The 16,567-nt window shown below is 59.4% G+C and carries 14 protein-coding genes and 1 pseudogene; all 15 read left to right on the top strand.

Annotated elements, in window-relative coordinates; all coding sequences use genetic code 11:
* Window positions 1-5: 5 nt before the first annotated feature.
* Entirely contained in the window at window positions 6-731 is a 726-nt protein-coding gene (gene queE / locus EOB80_RS28585; protein WP_164752747.1) for a 7-carboxy-7-deazaguanine synthase QueE, read from the top strand.
* 770 nt (window positions 732-1,501) lie between these two features.
* Window positions 1,502-2,254 carry a carbonic anhydrase gene (locus tag EOB80_RS28580; RefSeq protein ID WP_126063825.1) on the top strand — a complete coding sequence of 251 codons (753 nt, stop codon included), beginning with the start codon at window positions 1,502-1,504 and terminating at the stop codon, window positions 2,252-2,254.
* 160 nt (window positions 2,255-2,414) lie between these two features.
* Window positions 2,415-2,611 (top strand): annotated as a pseudogene (locus tag EOB80_RS35620) (7-carboxy-7-deazaguanine synthase QueE); the annotation flags it as partial.
* A 1,051-nt stretch (window positions 2,612-3,662) separates the two neighbouring features.
* Window positions 3,663-4,556 carry a nitrogenase iron protein gene (gene nifH, locus EOB80_RS28570; RefSeq protein ID WP_024505261.1) on the top strand — a complete coding sequence of 298 codons (894 nt, stop codon included), beginning with the start codon at window positions 3,663-3,665 and terminating at the stop codon, window positions 4,554-4,556.
* Window positions 4,557-4,643: 87 nt separating this feature from the next.
* Window positions 4,644-6,146, top strand: coding sequence for a nitrogenase molybdenum-iron protein alpha chain (gene nifD, locus EOB80_RS28565; RefSeq protein WP_024505262.1), 1,503 nt, complete (start codon window positions 4,644-4,646; stop codon window positions 6,144-6,146).
* A 129-nt stretch (window positions 6,147-6,275) separates the two neighbouring features.
* Entirely contained in the window at window positions 6,276-7,817 is a 1,542-nt protein-coding gene (gene nifK / locus EOB80_RS28560) for a nitrogenase molybdenum-iron protein subunit beta (RefSeq protein WP_126063826.1), read from the top strand.
* A gap of 61 nt (window positions 7,818-7,878) precedes the next feature.
* Window positions 7,879-9,354: a nitrogenase iron-molybdenum cofactor biosynthesis protein NifE gene (gene nifE / locus EOB80_RS28555; RefSeq protein ID WP_095489376.1), complete on the top strand. Its 1,476-nt coding sequence runs from the start codon at window positions 7,879-7,881 to the stop codon at window positions 9,352-9,354.
* An 8-nt stretch (window positions 9,355-9,362) separates the two neighbouring features.
* Window positions 9,363-10,715 carry a nitrogenase iron-molybdenum cofactor biosynthesis protein NifN gene (gene nifN / locus EOB80_RS28550; RefSeq protein WP_126063827.1) on the top strand — a complete coding sequence of 451 codons (1,353 nt, stop codon included), beginning with the start codon at window positions 9,363-9,365 and terminating at the stop codon, window positions 10,713-10,715.
* The gene (nifX, locus tag EOB80_RS28545; protein ID WP_063169371.1) at window positions 10,712-11,209 is read left to right on the top strand and encodes a nitrogen fixation protein NifX; all 498 of its coding nucleotides are present in this window, start codon (window positions 10,712-10,714) and stop codon (window positions 11,207-11,209) included. The genes nifN and nifX overlap by 4 nt, the downstream gene beginning before the upstream one ends.
* A 16-nt stretch (window positions 11,210-11,225) precedes the next feature.
* Window positions 11,226-11,705, top strand: coding sequence for a NifX-associated nitrogen fixation protein (locus EOB80_RS28540; RefSeq protein WP_024505267.1), 480 nt, complete (start codon window positions 11,226-11,228; stop codon window positions 11,703-11,705).
* On the top strand, window positions 11,702-12,517 hold the full coding sequence (locus EOB80_RS28535) for a response regulator transcription factor (protein ID WP_063169370.1): 816 nt from the start codon (window positions 11,702-11,704) through the stop codon (window positions 12,515-12,517). The genes EOB80_RS28540 and EOB80_RS28535 overlap by 4 nt, the downstream gene beginning before the upstream one ends.
* A gap of 95 nt (window positions 12,518-12,612) precedes the next feature.
* Window positions 12,613-13,485 (top strand): universal stress protein, encoded by an 873-nt coding sequence (locus EOB80_RS28530; protein WP_126087041.1) that lies wholly within the window; start codon window positions 12,613-12,615, stop codon window positions 13,483-13,485.
* Window positions 13,486-14,327: 842 nt separating this feature from the next.
* The gene (locus tag EOB80_RS28525) at window positions 14,328-15,626 is read left to right on the top strand and encodes a SidA/IucD/PvdA family monooxygenase (protein ID WP_063169368.1); all 1,299 of its coding nucleotides are present in this window, start codon (window positions 14,328-14,330) and stop codon (window positions 15,624-15,626) included.
* A gap of 10 nt (window positions 15,627-15,636) precedes the next feature.
* Complete coding sequence (locus EOB80_RS28520; protein WP_126080606.1) at window positions 15,637-16,017, top strand: hypothetical protein; 381 nt, start codon at window positions 15,637-15,639, stop codon at window positions 16,015-16,017.
* A gap of 272 nt (window positions 16,018-16,289) precedes the next feature.
* A partial coding sequence (locus EOB80_RS28515; protein WP_164762756.1) for a TlpA disulfide reductase family protein occupies window positions 16,290-16,567 on the top strand: 278 nt, incomplete at its 3' end.

The following is a 16,567-nucleotide window of genomic DNA, read 5'->3' as shown; positions in this document are numbered from 1 at the left end:
CCGACATGCATCCCGCAATCCGTGTGAGCGAGATATTCGGGCCGACTATCCAGGGCGAGGGCGTGCTCATCGGCTTGCCGACGGTGTTCATCAGAACCGGCGGATGTGATTATCGCTGTTCATGGTGCGACAGCCTTCACGCGGTGGACAATCAGTATCGCCATGAATGGCTACCGATGCCGATCGATGCCGTGTGGCAAACCGTCCATGCGCTTTCCGGCGGCAGGCCGGTTATGGTCTCCTTGTCAGGCGGCAACCCGGCCATTCAGCCGTTCGGTCCCCTCATAGAACGCGGCCATCGCGAGGGCTATCGTTTTGCACTGGAAACGCAGGGTTCCGTGGTGAGGGAGTGGTTTGCGGATCTTGACGTGCTGACCCTTAGCCCAAAGCCGCCGTCCAGCGAGATGACCACCCGTTGGGCTGCGTTTGATGCATGCCTCGAAGCGGCGCAAGAGAAGCCGCAAATCGTGCTCAAGCTCGTCGTTTTCGACGAGAGTGACTATGCCTACGCCAAAGAAGTCGCGGCGAGATATCCGCACCTTCCGATCTATCTGCAACCCGGCAATCACACGCCGCCGCGCCCTGGCAGTGAAGACGCCTCTGTCGACTTGGACGGAATAATGATGCGAATGGAATGGCTTGTCGAAAGGGTGACTAGCGACAGGTGGTTCGAAGCCCGCGTGTTGCCGCAGCTGCACGTTCTGCTTTGGGGTAACAAGAGGGCGGTCTAGTCTGCGGCTTGCGTCGCACCGGAAGGCCGGGCTCCAACGGCTTGGCAGGCTCTCTTCGCGTGCCGAGTACAGCCGAGCTTTGTTCGCGTCAGCGGTCTCGCGATTGTGCGGCTGGAAACCGCCCGGACACCCCGCTGCCGGCGTGTGTCACCTTGACTCCGATGAGCTGTCGTCACGCAAAGTTGAAATCCGCAAGAACTGGCCTTCTCGCCCCACCTGCTCCGTCGCAAGCACGTCATCCCCTCATCCTTGTCCAGCTCTTATCGATGTATCTCATTGTCCGGCCTGACGCACGACTGTCAGCATGGGAATGCATCCATTGCGCAAATGCCTTCCATAAAGAAGATCGATTTCCTCACTGGCCCAACGTGAAATATAGCAACGTTTTCGTGGCGTGGGTCGGCTGCGTCGGGAGTAGCGATGAAAACGTATTAGGGTCGCCTGCGTCTCCTTGGGCAGCGAGTGTAAAGTATAGCGATGCGGCCTCCGGCGCGAACGGCAGCCGCGCAGTGATCACCTTCGCCTGTGCCTTTGCGGCGGGGGTCAAGCGCTGGTCTGCTCAAATTTTTTATCGTTTAGCTGGTTGAAACTGCTCCCGTTGCGGGCTGCAGAAGCCGGCCAGCCGAGAAACGGCAGCCGCACTTATGAAAGCACGCCAAGGCATGCGGGCATCTATCAGTTGCAAAGGACAATACTGGCCGCGCCGATTGGCCATCACGCGTCCATTAGGGCAGCCACCAACATCAGTTCGCAAGAGGAGCAAAAGTAATATGTATCGTCGTCACCTGATCAAAGGGTTGGTTGCGCTCGGCGCATGCCGGATTTGCGTTCAAGCCGCCCAAGCGACCAGTGCCCATTGGGGGTACACCGGTCCGGTCGGACCGGAGCACTGGGCTGATCTGGATAAGGAAAATTTCGTATGCTCTGCCGGCACGCAGCAATCGCCGATCAATATCAACAGCGCGGTCAAGGCGGATATCCCGCATATCGCCATCGGCTGGCACAAGGGCGGCGGCAATATGGTGAACAACGGCCACACCATTCAAATCAATATGCCACAAGGCAGCACGCTGACCCGCAGCGATCGTGTCTACGAACTGGTACAGTTCCATTTCCATGCGCCAAGCGAACATCACGTGGCGGGCAAGAGCTTCCCGATGGAGGTGCATTTCGTTCACAAGGACACGCAAAGTGGTACTCTGGGCGTGCTGGGCGTCTTTTTAACGCCCGGCGCGACAAATGCCAGCTTTGCTGCCCTTGCTGCGGCCTTTCCCGAACTGCCGAATGGGGAGGTGACGATCGACGAGGTGAATCCCAACTGGCTTCTGCCAGCCTCGCTTGGCTATTGGACTTATGAGGGCTCACTGACGACGCCGCCGTGCACCGAAAACGTCGAGTGGATGGTGGCGATGGAACCGGTTGACGTTGATCCGGCAGACATCCAGCGATTTGCCTCCCTCTACCCGTCGAACGCGCGCCCTATTCATTCACCCAATCGACGCTTCATCCTGCGCCAGAGTTGAGCGCCGCCCCAGCGGTTCCGCACGGTCCAACATTCTTGGCACAAGTTGGCGCGAAGCCTCCTCTTCCGGTCTGGCGGTCTGACGGCGCTCCCCAAGCTGGCTAGTCTAAATGATAGGGATTCGGTGCCGACACCACTCGTCCCAAAGACGTCGCGGCGAGGTTTGTCTGCAACCCGGCAATCACACGCCGCCCCGCCGTGGTAATGAAGACGTCTCTGTCGAGTCCGACGGAATATGATGCGCATGGAATCGCTGGTAGAAAAGGTGACCAGCGACAGGTGGTTCGAAGCCCGCGTCTTGCCGCAGCTGCACGTTCTACTCTGGGGTAACAAGAGGGTGGTGTATACCTTCTCCTAGCTTCGCCGCCAACTACTCGGTTTTCCGAATTGCTCTCTATATTCTTGAAGACGATGCGTTCGTTAAAGACATGTGCTGCGCACCTGGTGTAAAAGCTGCTCTCATCATGCAGAGGTCAAGCCAGTCGGGCTCATCCGAGGCTATGGCCGTGAGCACTGTTCAGTTCGGCAGAGAGGGCGCTTTTGTACACACTTTGCGATCGTGGCGGCCCCGTGGGCAGATCTGCAAGCTGCCGCGACACTAACCTCTCGAAGCCCGCCCGCCCGCCTGTTGATGCGTGTCTCCCAGTAAGATTCCTGTCCAAGAACGTGATAATCTTCTTGCCAGTGTTGTAGCTGATGTTGCCCTTGATGCCGCAGCCTACCGCGGCGGGACCAAACTCAATGGCAAGCAGGCCGGCTAGGATCGTGCAGCCAGTCGCGAGCCTCGCCCACAACGGGGTCTCACGCGCATGAGGGCGCCGACCATGGGTTCGGCGGTTCGTACGCGTATAACACGTATCTTTCTGAAAAAATCAATGCTCTCGGCTAAGCTACTGAATTATTTGGCTTCCATATAGCGCGTCGGCGGAACCAACTTGTAGACGGGCTATGAAAGGTTAAGCGCGGATGTCTATCGGCCGCCGGCGTTCCCGCTCTGTAAGCCTGCCTGAACTACCCGCGCCGCGGTCAAGCCCCAGGCTCCTGCTCATCCAGCGACCGCCCGATCAATGGCAGGCTGGAAAGACAAGAGCCGATGTCTTCCGATGGTCTCGCCATCAGCTTTGGGCTAACTCCCCCATTCTCCCGCTTCGAGCTCGACACACGGCGGTTTGGATGGCGCACGACAATCTGTGTCGGCTTTGTCGTGTCCGTGACAGACGCCTGAAAGGCCCGCTCGCGCGTTTTGCCGCCGTCTAAGCGGCTGGAATTTAATGACAAAGTTTCTTCTGGGATCGGCCGATCACGCTGGTACGCTTTTTGCGATGCTTGGTGTGAGGCGGCACGAGCTGCCTATCGGCACTTGTGTCGCGGGCAGTCGCGATGATTAGAACGAAGGAAGGAAAGCTATTATGTCAGGTCTGCGTCAGATCGCCTTTTACGGAAAAGGCGGCATCGGCAAGTCCACCACGTCCCAAAATACGCTCGCTGCCCTTGTCGACCTCGGGCAGAGAATCCTCATCGTAGGATGCGACCCCAAAGCCGATTCCACACGCTTGATCCTGAATTCGAAAGCTCAGGATACCGTCCTGGATCTCGCCGCACAGGAAGGTTCGGTGGAAGACCTCGAACTCCAGGACGTGCTCAAGGTGGGCTACAGAGGCATCAAGTGCGTGGAGTCCGGCGGCCCCGAGCCGGGTGTCGGTTGCGCCGGCCGCGGCGTCATCACCTCGATCAATTTCCTCGAGGAGAATGGCGCTTATGACGATGTCGATTATGTCTCCTATGACGTCCTCGGCGACGTGGTATGCGGCGGCTTCGCCATGCCGATCCGCGAAGGCAAGGCCCAGGAGATCTATATCGTCATGTCCGGCGAGATGATGGCGCTCTATGCCGCCAACAACATCGCCAAGGGCATCCTCAAATATGCCCATTCGGGCGGTGTGCGGCTGGGCGGGCTGATCTGCAATGAACGTCAAACCGACCGCGAACTCGATCTGGCCGAAGCACTGGCTGGCCGATTGAATTCCAAGCTCATCCACTTCGTGCCCCGCGACAACATCGTCCAACATGCCGAACTCAGGAAGATGTCGGTGATCCAGTACGCGCCGGACTCAAAGCAGGCAGGGGAATACCGCGCTCTGGCCGAGAAGATCCACGCCAATTCGGGCCAGGGTACGATCCCGACGCCGATCACCATGGAGGAGCTGGAGGAGATGCTGCTCGACTTCGGCATCATGAAGACCGACGAGCAGATGCTTGCCGAGCTTCACTCCAAGGAAGCGGCGAAGGCGGCGGCCCAGTAGTGACATTAGCGCTGCCATGAATCGGCGCGCCTTGCAGAGAACGGCGCCTATTCGTTGAGGCGTCACCCAACCTTGAAAGGGGGACTCATGAGCCGGGAATACGAGAATGACGGTGCTCTTCATGCGAAGCTTATCGAAGAGGTGCTGTCGCATTATCCCGACAAGGCGGCGAAGCGCCGCAAGAAGCACCTCAACGTCGCAAAGAGCGGCAACGAGGCTGGCGGGGAAAGCGAGGTCCTTTCCGAATGCGACGTCAAATCGAACATCAAGTCCATTCCCGGGGTGATGACGATTCGCGGCTGTGCATATGCTGGTTCGAAAGGCGTGGTGTGGGGGCCAGTCAAGGATATGGTCCATATCTCGCACGGCCCGGTCGGCTGCGGCCAATATTCTTGGTCGCAGCGCCGCAACTACTACGTCGGTACAACGGGCGTCGACACGTTCGGGACAATGCAGTTCACCTCCGATTTCCAGGAGAAGGACATCGTCTTCGGCGGCGACAAGAAGCTGGAACAGATCATTGACGAGATTGAAGTCTTGTTTCCGCTCAACAACGGCATCACCGTGCAGTCCGAATGCCCTATCGGCCTGATTGGCGATGACACCGAGGCCGTTTCTCGCAAAAAGACCAAGGAGTATGACAAGACGATCGTGCCGGTACGCTGCGAGGGCTTCCGCGGCGTCTCGCAGTCGCTTGGCCACCACATCGCCAATGATGCAATCCGGGATTGGGTCTTCGACAAAAAGGATGTCAAGTTCGAGGCCGGCCCCTATGACGTCAACGTCATCGGCGACTACAATATCGGCGGCGATGCCTGGGCCTCGCGCATACTGCTTGAGGAGATAGGGCTGCGCGTGGTTGGCAACTGGTCGGGTGACGCCACACTCGCAGAGATCGAGCGCGCCCCGAAGGCTAAGCTCAATCTTATCCACTGCTACCGGTCGATGAATTACATCTGTCGGCATATGGAGGAAAAGTATGGCGTCGCCTGGATGGAGTACAATTTCTTCGGTCCCTCCCAGATCGAAGCCTCTCTGCGCAACATAGCCAAGCATTTTGGGCCGGAAATCGAGGAGAAGACCGAAAAGGTCATTGCCAAGTACAGGCCGCTTGTTGATGCGGTCATCGCCAAGTACCTGTCGCGGCTGGAAGGAAATACCGTGATGCTCTATGTCGGCGGCCTGCGCCCCCGCCACGTCGTCACGGCCTACGAGGACCTCGGCATGGTCATCGTGGGCACCGGCTATGAATTCGCCCACAGCGACGACTATCAGCGCACCGGCCACTACGTGAAGAACGGCACGCTGATCTACGATGACGTGACCGGCTATGAGTTGGAGAAATTCATCGAAGGGATTCGCCCAAATCTGGTCGGCTCGGGAATCAAAGAAAAATACCCGGTGCAGAAGATGGGCATACCGTTCCGCCAGATGCATTCCTGGGATTATTCAGGCCCGTATCACGGCTACGATGGCTTTGCCATTTTCGCACGTGATGTGGATCTCGCCATTAACAACCCGGTCTGGGACCTATTCCACGCGCCTTGGAAAAGAAGCCGGGGCGATGAGCGGGCGATGGCTGCCGAATAAACATTTGCTTCAGCCCCAGTCTCCCACTGAGACGGTGAACTCCCGCGGCCTCTGATCCGCCGGAGCCTGGAACGTCTTGACGTCCTGAGCTGCCGTCCCGCGCAGCCAGATGCAAAAGAGGTAATCATCATGCCGCAGTCGGCTGAAAAAATTCTCGATCACGCTCCCCTGTTCCGCGAGCCGGAATACAGAAAGATGCTCGCTGAGAAGAAGCTAAACTTCGAATGTCCGCACCCCGATGAAATCATTTCCGATCAGCGCGATTTCACCCAGACGTGGGAATACCGCGAAAAGAACCTCGCCCGCAAAGCGCTTGTCGTGAACCCGGCCAAGGCCTGCCAGCCGCTGGGTGCGGTATTCGCTGCCGCCGGCTTCGAGCGAACCATGTCCTTCGTCCACGGCAGCCAAGGTTGCGTCGCCTATTACCGCTCGCACCTGTCGCGCCATTTCAAGGAGCCTGCCGCGGCGGTCTCCTCCTCAATGACCGAGGATGCGGCGGTGTTTGGCGGCCTGAAGAACATGGTCGACGGGCTCGCCAACACCTACCAGCTCTACGACCCCAAGATGATTGCCGTGTCGACGACCTGTATGGCAGAGGTCATTGGCGACGACCTGCACAGCTTCATCCAGAACGCCAAGGACGAAGATTCAGTCCCGCGCGACTTCGACGTGCCCTTTGCCCACACCCCGGCCTTCGTTGGCAGTCATGTCGACGGCTATGACAACATGGTCAAAGGCATTTTGGAGCACTTCTGGAAAGGTCAGGAGCGTACGCAAATCGAAGGAACCATCAACATCATTCCGGGCTTCGACGGCTTCTGCGTCGGCAACAACCGGGAGCTCAAGCGCCTGCTCGATGTAATGGGCGTGTCCTATACATTGATCCAGGATGCCTCTGACCAGTTCGATACGCCTTCGGACGGTGAATACCGCATGTATGACGGGGGCACGAAGATCAACGAGGTGAAGAAGGCCCTCAACGCCGAGGCAACGCTTTCGCTGCAGCATCACAACACCCGAAAGACACTGGGCTATTGCGAGGAGGTCGGGCAGGCGACGGCCTCGTTCCACTATCCGCTCGGCGTTCAGGCGACGGACGAATTCCTGATGGAGGTCGCGGCGATTTCCGGCAAGGAGATTCCCGAGGCAATTCGCCTCGAGCGCGGCCGACTGGTAGACGCCATGGCGGACAGCCAATCCTGGTTGCATGGTAAGAAATACGCCATCTACGGTGATCCCGACTTCGTTCACGCAATGGCCCGCTTTGTCATGGAGACCGGCGGCGAGCCAACCCATTGCCTCGCCACCAATGGCACCTCGGCATGGGAAGCCGATTTGAAGAAGCTGCTAGCATCCTCGCCTTTCGGCAAGGCTGCCCAGGTTTGGGCGGGCAAGGACCTGTGGGCGCTGCGCTCACTGCTCTTTACCGAGCCGGTGGACCTTTTGATCGGCAATTCCTACGGCAAGTACCTGGAGCGCGACACCGGAACACCGCTGATCCGGCTGATGTTTCCGATCTTCGATCGGCACCATCATCACCGCTTTGCGCTCTTTGGCTACCAGGGAGCGTTGCGCGTGCTGACGACGATCCTCGACAAGATCTTCGACAAACTCGATCGCGAGACGAGCGAGACGGGTGTGACGGATTATTCCTATGACCTCACGCGCTAAGAGCCGTGGCCGGCTTTTCGCCGAGGCCATTCCTTGCCCAATGGACTGGGGAGGCTGAGCAATGTCCTCCCTCAGCGCCAAAATCAAGGACGCCTTCGATGAGCCCGCCTGCGATAAGAACCGTGGCAAAGATGCCAAGGCGCGCAAGGAGGGCTGCTCGAAGTCGCTGACACCAGGGGCGGCAGCCGGCGGCTGCGCCTTTGACGGAGCCAAGATCGTCCTGCAGCCGATCACCGACGTTGCGCATCTGGTCCATGCGCCGCTCGCCTGCGAGGGCAATTCTTGGGACAACCGTGGTGCGGTTTCGTCAGGGCCGACCTTGTGGCGGACAAGCTTCACGACCGACCTCACCGAACTCGACCTTGTGATGGGGCAGGGCGAGCGGAAACTCTTCAAGGCGATCCGCGAGATCAAGCACACATACGCGCCGCCGGCGATCTTCGTCTACTCGACTTGCGTAACGGCGCTGATCGGTGACGACATCGAGGCCGTGTGCAAACGCGCCACGGAAAAGTTCGGTTTGGCCGTGGTGCCGATCAATGCGCCTGGCCTGGCAGGCTCCAAGAACCTCGGCAATAAGCTCGCCGCCGAGGCGTTGCTCGATCATGTCATCGGCACGGTCGAACCCGACGACCCCGGACCCTACGACATCAACATCCTTGGCGAATTCAACCTCTCGGGCGAATTCTGGCTTGTAAAGCCGCTCCTCGATCGGCTCGGGATCCGGGTGCGCGCCTGCATTCCCGGCGATGCGCGTTACCGCGACATTGCTTCCGCGCACCGCGCCCGGGCGGCAATGATGGTGTGCTCGACCGCGCTGATCAGTCTTGCCCGCAAGATGGAGGAGCGCTGGGACATCCCGTTCTTCGAGGGCTCCTTCTATGGCATCTCCGACACATCGCAAGCTCTTCGAAACCTTGTCAGGCTGCTGGTGAGGAAGGGCGCCGATCCGGAGATCCTCGAGCGCACAGAGACGCTGATCGCGCAGCAGGAGGCGATCGCGTGGAAGAAACTCGAATCCTACCGGCAAAGGCTCCAAGGCAAGCGCGTGCTGCTCAACACAGGCGGTGTGAAGTCCTGGTCGGTTGTCCATGCGCTGATGGAGATCGGAATCGAGATCGTCGGCACCTCGATCAAGAAATCTACGGTGCAGGACAAGGAGCGCATCAAACAAGTTCTCAAGCACGACAAGCACATGTTCGAATCCATGGCTGCGAGCGAGCTGTACGCCATGCTCTCTGAACACAGGGCCGATATCATGCTGTCGGGCGGTCGCACGCAATTCATTGCGCTCAAGGCCAAGACGCCCTGGCTCGATATCAACCAGGAGCGCCAGCATCCTTATGCCGGCTATGACGGCATGGTGGAACTCGTACGCCAGATCGACCTCGCCATTCACAATCCGATCTGGTCTCAGGTGCGCCAGCCGGCCCCGTGGGATTGCCAGCCTGAGCTGATAGGCGAATTGCCGTGCACGAGGAACGAGACCGCGTACCTGTTTGATGAATTCGCCTGCGCGACGGCACACGAGTGTTGAGGCGACCGATGGCCCGCATCCTTCCCCAGAGCAAATCGGCGGCAGTCAACCCGCTGAAGTCGTCGCAGCCGCTGGGTGCCGCCTTTGCCTTTCTTGGCGTCGACGGTGCGATGCCGCTGTTCCACGGCAGCCAAGGCTGCACAAGCTTTGCGCTCGTTCTCTTCGTGCGGCACTTCAAAGAAGCGATTCCCTTGCAGACTACGGCGATGGATGAGGTGGCGACCATCCTCGGCGCAGCCGACCATCTGGAAGAGGCGATCCTCAACCTCAAGAACCGCACGAAGCCAACGCTGATCGGGGTGTGCACGACCGCGCTGGTGGAGACGCGTGGCGAAGATTGCGCGGGTGATATTGCCAACATCATGCGGAAGCACACGCAACAGCTTGCGGGTACGGAGGTCGTGCTGGCCAACACGCCGGATTTTGACGGCGCGATCGAAGAGGGCTGGGCCAAGGCAGTCACCGCAATGATCGAAGGGATTACGCGCTCGGGCGAACGGGCGCGGCACCCGAAGAAGATCGCAATCCTGCCCGGATGCAACCTCTCTATCGCCGACATCGAGCATATGCGGGACATGGTTGAAAGCTTTGGGCTCAAGCCGGTTATTCTGCCCGACATTTCAGGCTCGCTCGACGGTACGGTTCCTGACCGCTGGGTAGCGACCACATACGGCGGCACCAGCGTCGAAGACATTCGCGAGTTGGGCACGGCCATGCAATGCATCGCCATCGGTGAGCACATGCGCCGCCCGGCGAAAGCGCTGCACGGGTTGACCGGCGTGCCTTACGTGTTGTTCCAGTCACTGACTGGGCTGCAGGACACGGACCGCTTCGTGTCGCTGCTGTCTGCGATTTCGGGCGCGGCGGTACCGGCCCGCGTGCGCCGGCGCCGGGCGCAATTGCAGGACGCGATGCTCGACGGACATTTCCATTTCGGCGGCAAGAAAATTGCCATCGCTGCCGAACCAGACCAGCTGTTCCAACTTGCGACCTTCTTTGCTGGCCTCGGCTCCGAGATAGCCGCGGCCGTCACAACGACCGACAGGTCTAAAATTCTCGAGAAAGTCCCGGCGGTTTCGGTTCAGATCGGCGATCTCGGCGATCTGGAAAGTCTTGCCGTCGGTGCTGACCTGCTTGTCACGCATTCGCACGGGCGCCAAGCATCGGAGCGGCTCCGAATTCCGCTCATGCGCATCGGGTTCCCGGTCTTCGATCGACTAGGCAGCCAGCACAAGCTCGCAATTCTCTATCAGGGCACCCGCGACATGATCTTCGAGGTCGCCAGCATCTTCCAGGCCAACCAACACGCGCCCACTCCTGAGGCGCTTGATCCACTCCGTAATCGAGAAATATCACGATGAACGCTGTTCGCCGCCTCTCGCTGGTCAGTAGTGAGGTTTTCGCCCCGATGCCTGAACGACGTAAGGGCGCATTGCGCGTTGCGATCGCCACTCAGGACATGCAGGACCTCAACGCCCATTTCGGGTCGGCCAGGCGCTTTGCTGTCTACGACGTGACGCGCGAGGAATGGAATCTCGTAGAAGCCGTGGCCTTCGATGACGTGTCCGATGAAAGCGGGGAGCATCGGGCCGAGCGCGATGATCGCATCACGCCAAAGGTGGATGCGCTCAAGGGCTGTCAGATCCTGTTTTGTCTGGCAATTGGCGGCCCTTCGGCAGCCAAGCTTGTCGCGGCAAAAATCCACCCGATCAAAGTGGCGGAGCCCCAATCGATCCCACAGGTGCTCTTGCGCACGCAGATGATGCTCAGGACGTGTCCTCCGCCTTGGCTGCGCAAGGTGCTGGCGCGAGCGGGCATTGCCGAAAAGAAACCGTCCTTCGAGGACGAGGACTGAAAAGAGGAGGACGCCAATGCCTGACCCCGCAATCCCCCCAGCTGTCGCCGAAGACGAGGCGGCTCTTTGCACCCCGTTCGTCAAATGCCTCGTGCGGCTGATCCGTTCTCAGGATTCCTATGGCTCGTGGGAACGCAAAGCGGACGCTGAGCTGCTGGGCGACTTCATCATTACCAAGGAACAGCGCCGAGGGATCCCAATCATCGGAGATCCCGATCCCGACGTGCTGTGGAGGCTCGACAAGTACTACGCCGCCATCGGGCTTGCGATCGAGGAGCGCTGCGGCCTTATGGCATCGCCGATGATCCAGGTGAGCCATGAGGGTTTTGGTCGGGTGCTTTTCACGACCGGACGGCTGGTCGTTTTGTCCAAAACGCTGCGCGATGTCCACCGGTTTGGCTTCGAGACGCTCCTGAAGCTCGCCACGGCCGGTACGAAGCTGGTCGACGATGCGATTTCAGTCATCGAAACCTTTCCCCACGTGGCGCTGGCATGATGGGCGCGATTTTCGAGAAAGGCCATCATGACGGACCCGAGAAACTATGTTGGCCAGTCCCCTCGATCCAGGGACTCGAGGCCGACCAGGTTGTTGGGGTATCGCCGATGAAGAAGCCGCTGGTCCTGATCTGCTCGCAAGATGCCGAGTTCTATCTGCTCTACAGCCACATACTGGAGGTTGACGGTTTCAGCAGTGAGACGGCAGACGGCGCGAAGGCTGCGCTGGCCTTGGCCGAACAACGGGAGCTTCAGGCCGTAGTGCTGGATTGCGACCCAGCCAGCATAAACGGGTCCGCAATTTGCGCCCACCTCAAGCGGGAACCGCGCACCACCGACCTGCCTATCATCGCCCTGATCGCGCCTGGCGCCGAGCACCAGCACCTCGATCTCTTGAAGGCAGGCGTTGAGAGCTTTGTGCGGCCGGTGGCTCCGGCCAAGCTGCTCGACTGCCTGCGGGCGAGGCTCGGGCTGACCAAGCGTGGTCCGAACGGGGTTGAAAACGACAGTTGGATTTGTTGTGGAGGCCTGGAGATGAAGCTCGATGCCCATCGGGTTCGCGGTAATGGCCACGACATCCATCTCGGACGGATCGATTTCAACGTGCTGCGGCTTATGATTGAGGCCCCCGGCAAGGTCTTCAGCCGGGACGAGCTTATCGGGGCGGCCTGGCTGCCCAACATTCATGTCGGTGCACGCACCGTCGATGTCCATATCAGCCGAATCAGGAGGGCGCTGAAAACGGCCTTGCCCGGCAGCGTCATTCGCACCGTCAGGTCGGCCGGCTACTCGCTCGAGAAGCCGGACGACTGAAATCGGTGATCGAACGTGGTGCCGCTCTCTCTTCCTCCTGAGAGCGGTGTTGCCGCTTTGAGGCGCTCCTAACGAAGACCAGGAGAAGCAGGCAAATGGAATTTAAAAGCATATTCAGTGTGACGGGTGCTGATCATTCTGATGAGGACCTCACAACAGCTGCCGGACTGTGTGCCGAGGTCGGCGCGCACCTATCGGTACTCATTATACCGCCTCCATTGCTCTTGATGTTGTCTCCGCCCCCCGAATGGAATACAGGACGTGCACAGGCAATTGCAGTACCGAACTATCGATTTCAGCAAATCGAGAAATTTTCACAGGACGTGACCAGAATGGAAAGACGGTCCGCGGATATCCTCAAAAGGCTGAAAGCTATGTCGCTTTCCTGTGACGTTGACACCGACTATTGCGATCCGGCTAGCCTCGGTGAAGTGGCACGACAGCGGGCGCTCTGCGCTGACCTGACGATCGTTGGAGGAGACCTCCTCAACGATGAGACTCTCGGACCTCCTGTTGTCAACGGCTGCTTGTTCGATAGCGGAAAGCCGGTGCTCATCGTGCCGAAGGGCGTTAAGGCGACGCTGTCGCCTCGACGCGTGCTGGTCGGCTGGGATTCGCGTGTAGAGGCCTCGCGTGCGGTTCGGGAAGCTCTTAGTATCCTATCCGCTGCCAAGGAAGTCTGTGTCGCTATGGTCGATCCAAAGGCGCAAAACAACGGGAAAGGCGCGCAGTCTGGAGCTGACATCGCTGCCTATCTTACTCGGCACGGTGCTCGGGTCTCCGTTGACCTGCTTAAGAGCGCCGGCAAATCGGCGGGCACAGTGCTGACCCAGCACGCGAACGACATCTGTGCTGACATGATGGTCATGGGTGCTTATGGCAGCCGTGGGCTGCGTGAGCGGATTTTCGGCGGTCCGCCGAGCTGGAGCTTTGGGAAGACCACATTGCCGCTGTTTTTGGCTCGCTGATCAGCTCCGTAGGAACACCGATCAGGTCGTAGGACCGCCAACCAGTCCGAAGTCGTCGTCGGTTACCGGTCGGATTGCGGAGACATGGCTGGATCCGCGAACATCTTGCGACGCTTGTCAGAGCCAAACCGGACGCCTCGACTGCTTCACGACGCTCTCGTGAACCAACTCGTGCGAGATCGTCCGCAACGGGCAGTAAAGACGAACGGCTGCAGCAGACCGCAGCCAAGCCACAGGGCGGGTGTACCAGGAGACCCCGCCTCGTGCGCGAACCCTGTTGGAAGGCCCCTTATCAGTACCCGGACGCGCGTCAAATCGGCGGCTGTCCCTGTCAGCCTGCGGTGTGCAAGGGCCGCTGCCGCGGAGCTTCCCCTGCCCGATCGTCGGGCGTGCGACAATGTCGGATTCCAGACGAGCTGGAACTGCGCGAACTCGTTGGTTTGACAGGTCTTTATCCGGCACGCCGCATGCATGGGAGTCTCCGAAAGCATTAAGAGCCGTTATCCATGGTTACGCCCCTCGAAAGAAAGAGCCGCTTCCGTCGTGGCAGGGAAACAGCCACTCCTGGGGTGGAGGCCGGCGCTAGAAGCCGCCGTAAGATCCGGAAGAGCCGCGCGACAGCATCACACACTTTCCTTCTGCTCTTGGGTTCGGATCACGCCGCGCCGCTGTCGATGCCGCCGACATTGAGCCCAAGACCTGGAAGGCGGCACACGCTTTTGCTGTCCTCTCAGTCGGGACCGCGGCTCAAGCATGCCTGTGAGGTTCGCATTGCTCAATGCCCGGCAATCGACGTCAACATGCCGCTGAGTTGGAAAACACTCCTAGAGGAGTAAGGATAAGTGGACCTCTTTTGTATTGGTGTGGGTGCTGGACCATCTAATTTGAGCCTTGCGTGTCAGATACAGGAAGAGATTGCGCAAGGGGCACTGTTCCTGGACCGGGAGGTCGATTTCCGAGGACATCCAGGCAGCGCTTTCGATTGCGCGGAGCTCCAGGTCGGCCACTTCCAGGATCTGGTTACTCTGGTCAATCCGCGATCAGCCTACACATTCGTAAACTACCTCCACGAGAACGGGCGTCTTTACAATTTCCTCAATGCGCAATTTCACGGGGTGCTTAGAGCCGAGTTCGCCCAATATCTCAACTGGGCGTTCCAGAAGAATCCGCTTGTCCGTGGCGGCGAGGCCGTTCGCGAAATCCGCTTTGACGGCGAGTTTCGCGTGCGGACGGACAACGCGGTCCTTGATGCAAGAAACCTCGTCATCGACATAGGCAAGCAGGCGCAAATTCCGCCTCAGTTTCATGGCTGGACTGGACCCAACCTGTTCCACTCATCTGAGTTGGCCCACATCAATCCTGAGGTGCAAAAAAAGCATGTCTGCGTTGTTGGCGGCGGACAGTCGGGAGCCGAGCTGCTACTGCACCTTGTCGGCCGGCCGAAAGAACGGCGGCCCGCGGCGATCACATGGGTCTTGACGCGCGAGATGCCTTTCGACGACCACGCGTTCACAAACGGGCTGTTCACGCCATGCTTCTCGGATCGTTTTGCTGCGATGAGCGAGGTGCATCGACAGCTGTTCCTGCGGCGTTTCGCGCTTGCCTCCGAGGGCATTTCAGAAAGCAAGTTGCGCGCGGTCTATCAGGCGCTCTACCACCACGCCTTTCTCGAGCCACACCAATGCGAGATCACATTGCGGCCAAGTTGCAACGTGTCGCGCTGCATCAATGCCGGAGCAGGGCACAGGCTCACGCTGCAACGCGGCTTGGACAACATCGGAGAAGTAACCGCCGATATCGTCATCCTGGCCACCGGGTACGAGAAACCGCTGCCGGGTTTCCTAGAACCGATCGCAGATCGCCTCGAACAGATCGGCAATGAGCTCGCCATCGGCGAGGATTTTTCGGTGTACTGGGACGGACCGCGAGACCGACGCCTTTTCGTTCAGAACGCCTGCCTTGGACAGCGCGGGCTGGCTGATCCGAACTTTGGGCTGCTGGCCTGGCGAGCGCGCCGCATCCTTGACAGCCTTCTGCGGCGCGCGCCATGCGCCAATCCCGAGCATCTAGGGTTCATCAACCGTCCCTTGACGGAGTGCTGGCCCGACCTCGGAGTCGAACAAATGGGCAGCGGGATATGATTCGTCGATATTGATGATCGGCGGTGGCATTCAGGAAAGATTTCCGCCTCTGGCGGCAAAAGCGGGACGAGCAATATTCCTACGGCGTCAGATCGCTCTGCTCGCGCTTGAGCAAGGTAGCGTCGCGCGACTCCTGCTTGGCGTGAAACAGCAAAGGGCATTCAATCACGATGCAGCTTTACGTGCTGTCGGGCTCAACGCCACGTGGATCGAGCCCAACGCCGCCGTTGGCAACCGCGACGCGAATTATGACGCCGGGCCACATGCGGCGGTGGCTGCAAGGGTACCGAGCCTCTCCCGCACTTTCGACCCCATCGCCGAAGTGCGACTACTCCAGGACGCCGAAGCCGGTCTTATCGCCAGCGGGCCAGCCAAACTCTCACCTTCCTAAACGGCAGCCGCTAAGGTGAGCCGTCGAAAGCCGACATTCAGGTTAACGTCAGCTGGCCGTGTTAGGGCTCGCTTATTCAAGGCGGTACCGGCGCTTGCCGAAGCTAAGAAGGGTTGGCATGCCCTTTGCCGTGCTTGATGTGCGGCAACACGGTGAGAGCTCCGCTGAAGCAAGCGAGAGGGAGCAATGCCCTCGAGACCGTGTCCGATTTTGACTGGAAAATATTCCGCGACAAAAGAGACGAAAGGTGTGGAATGACTTTGGACACCAAGATGGAACTGCGTATGGGGTCCCCGGCTCCTGCGATCAAAGTGGAGAACTGGCTGCGTGGCGAGCCCCTCACGAACTTTCGGCCCGGCAAGGTCTACCTCGTTGAGTTTTGGGCGACTTGGTGCGGACCATGTGTCGACGCCATGCCCCATTTGATCGAACTGCAGGAGAAATATGAAGGCAGCGGATTTGAGGCGGTCGGAGTTGCCGCCTGCGAACAGGGTCCTACCGCAGACGAGGCGCGGACCAACGTGGATGCCTGGCTGACCGAGAAGTTCCC

This window comes from Mesorhizobium sp. M7A.F.Ca.MR.245.00.0.0 (assembly GCF_003997415.1).
In the GTDB taxonomy this organism is placed as follows: domain Bacteria; phylum Pseudomonadota; class Alphaproteobacteria; order Rhizobiales; family Rhizobiaceae; genus Mesorhizobium.
Note: the sequence above shows the minus strand (reverse complement) of the source record. Positions and strands in the feature narration are given on the sequence as shown.

Excerpts from the sequence above, each read along its gene's own strand:
- queE (WP_164752747.1), top strand. The coding sequence starts at position 6 with ATGCATCCCGCAATCCGTGTGAGCGAGATATTCGGGCCGACTATCCAG.
- EOB80_RS28580 (WP_126063825.1), top strand. The coding sequence starts at position 1,502 with ATGTATCGTCGTCACCTGATCAAAGGGTTGGTTGCGCTCGGCGCATGC.
- nifH (WP_024505261.1), top strand. The coding sequence starts at position 3,663 with ATGTCAGGTCTGCGTCAGATCGCCTTTTACGGAAAAGGCGGCATCGGC.
- nifD (WP_024505262.1), top strand. The coding sequence starts at position 4,644 with ATGAGCCGGGAATACGAGAATGACGGTGCTCTTCATGCGAAGCTTATC.
- nifK (WP_126063826.1), top strand. The coding sequence starts at position 6,276 with ATGCCGCAGTCGGCTGAAAAAATTCTCGATCACGCTCCCCTGTTCCGC.
- nifE (WP_095489376.1), top strand. The coding sequence starts at position 7,879 with ATGTCCTCCCTCAGCGCCAAAATCAAGGACGCCTTCGATGAGCCCGCC.
- nifN (WP_126063827.1), top strand. The coding sequence starts at position 9,363 with ATGGCCCGCATCCTTCCCCAGAGCAAATCGGCGGCAGTCAACCCGCTG.
- nifX (WP_063169371.1), top strand. The coding sequence starts at position 10,712 with ATGAACGCTGTTCGCCGCCTCTCGCTGGTCAGTAGTGAGGTTTTCGCC.
- EOB80_RS28540 (WP_024505267.1), top strand. The coding sequence starts at position 11,226 with ATGCCTGACCCCGCAATCCCCCCAGCTGTCGCCGAAGACGAGGCGGCT.
- EOB80_RS28535 (WP_063169370.1), top strand. The coding sequence starts at position 11,702 with ATGATGGGCGCGATTTTCGAGAAAGGCCATCATGACGGACCCGAGAAA.
- EOB80_RS28530 (WP_126087041.1), top strand. The coding sequence starts at position 12,613 with ATGGAATTTAAAAGCATATTCAGTGTGACGGGTGCTGATCATTCTGAT.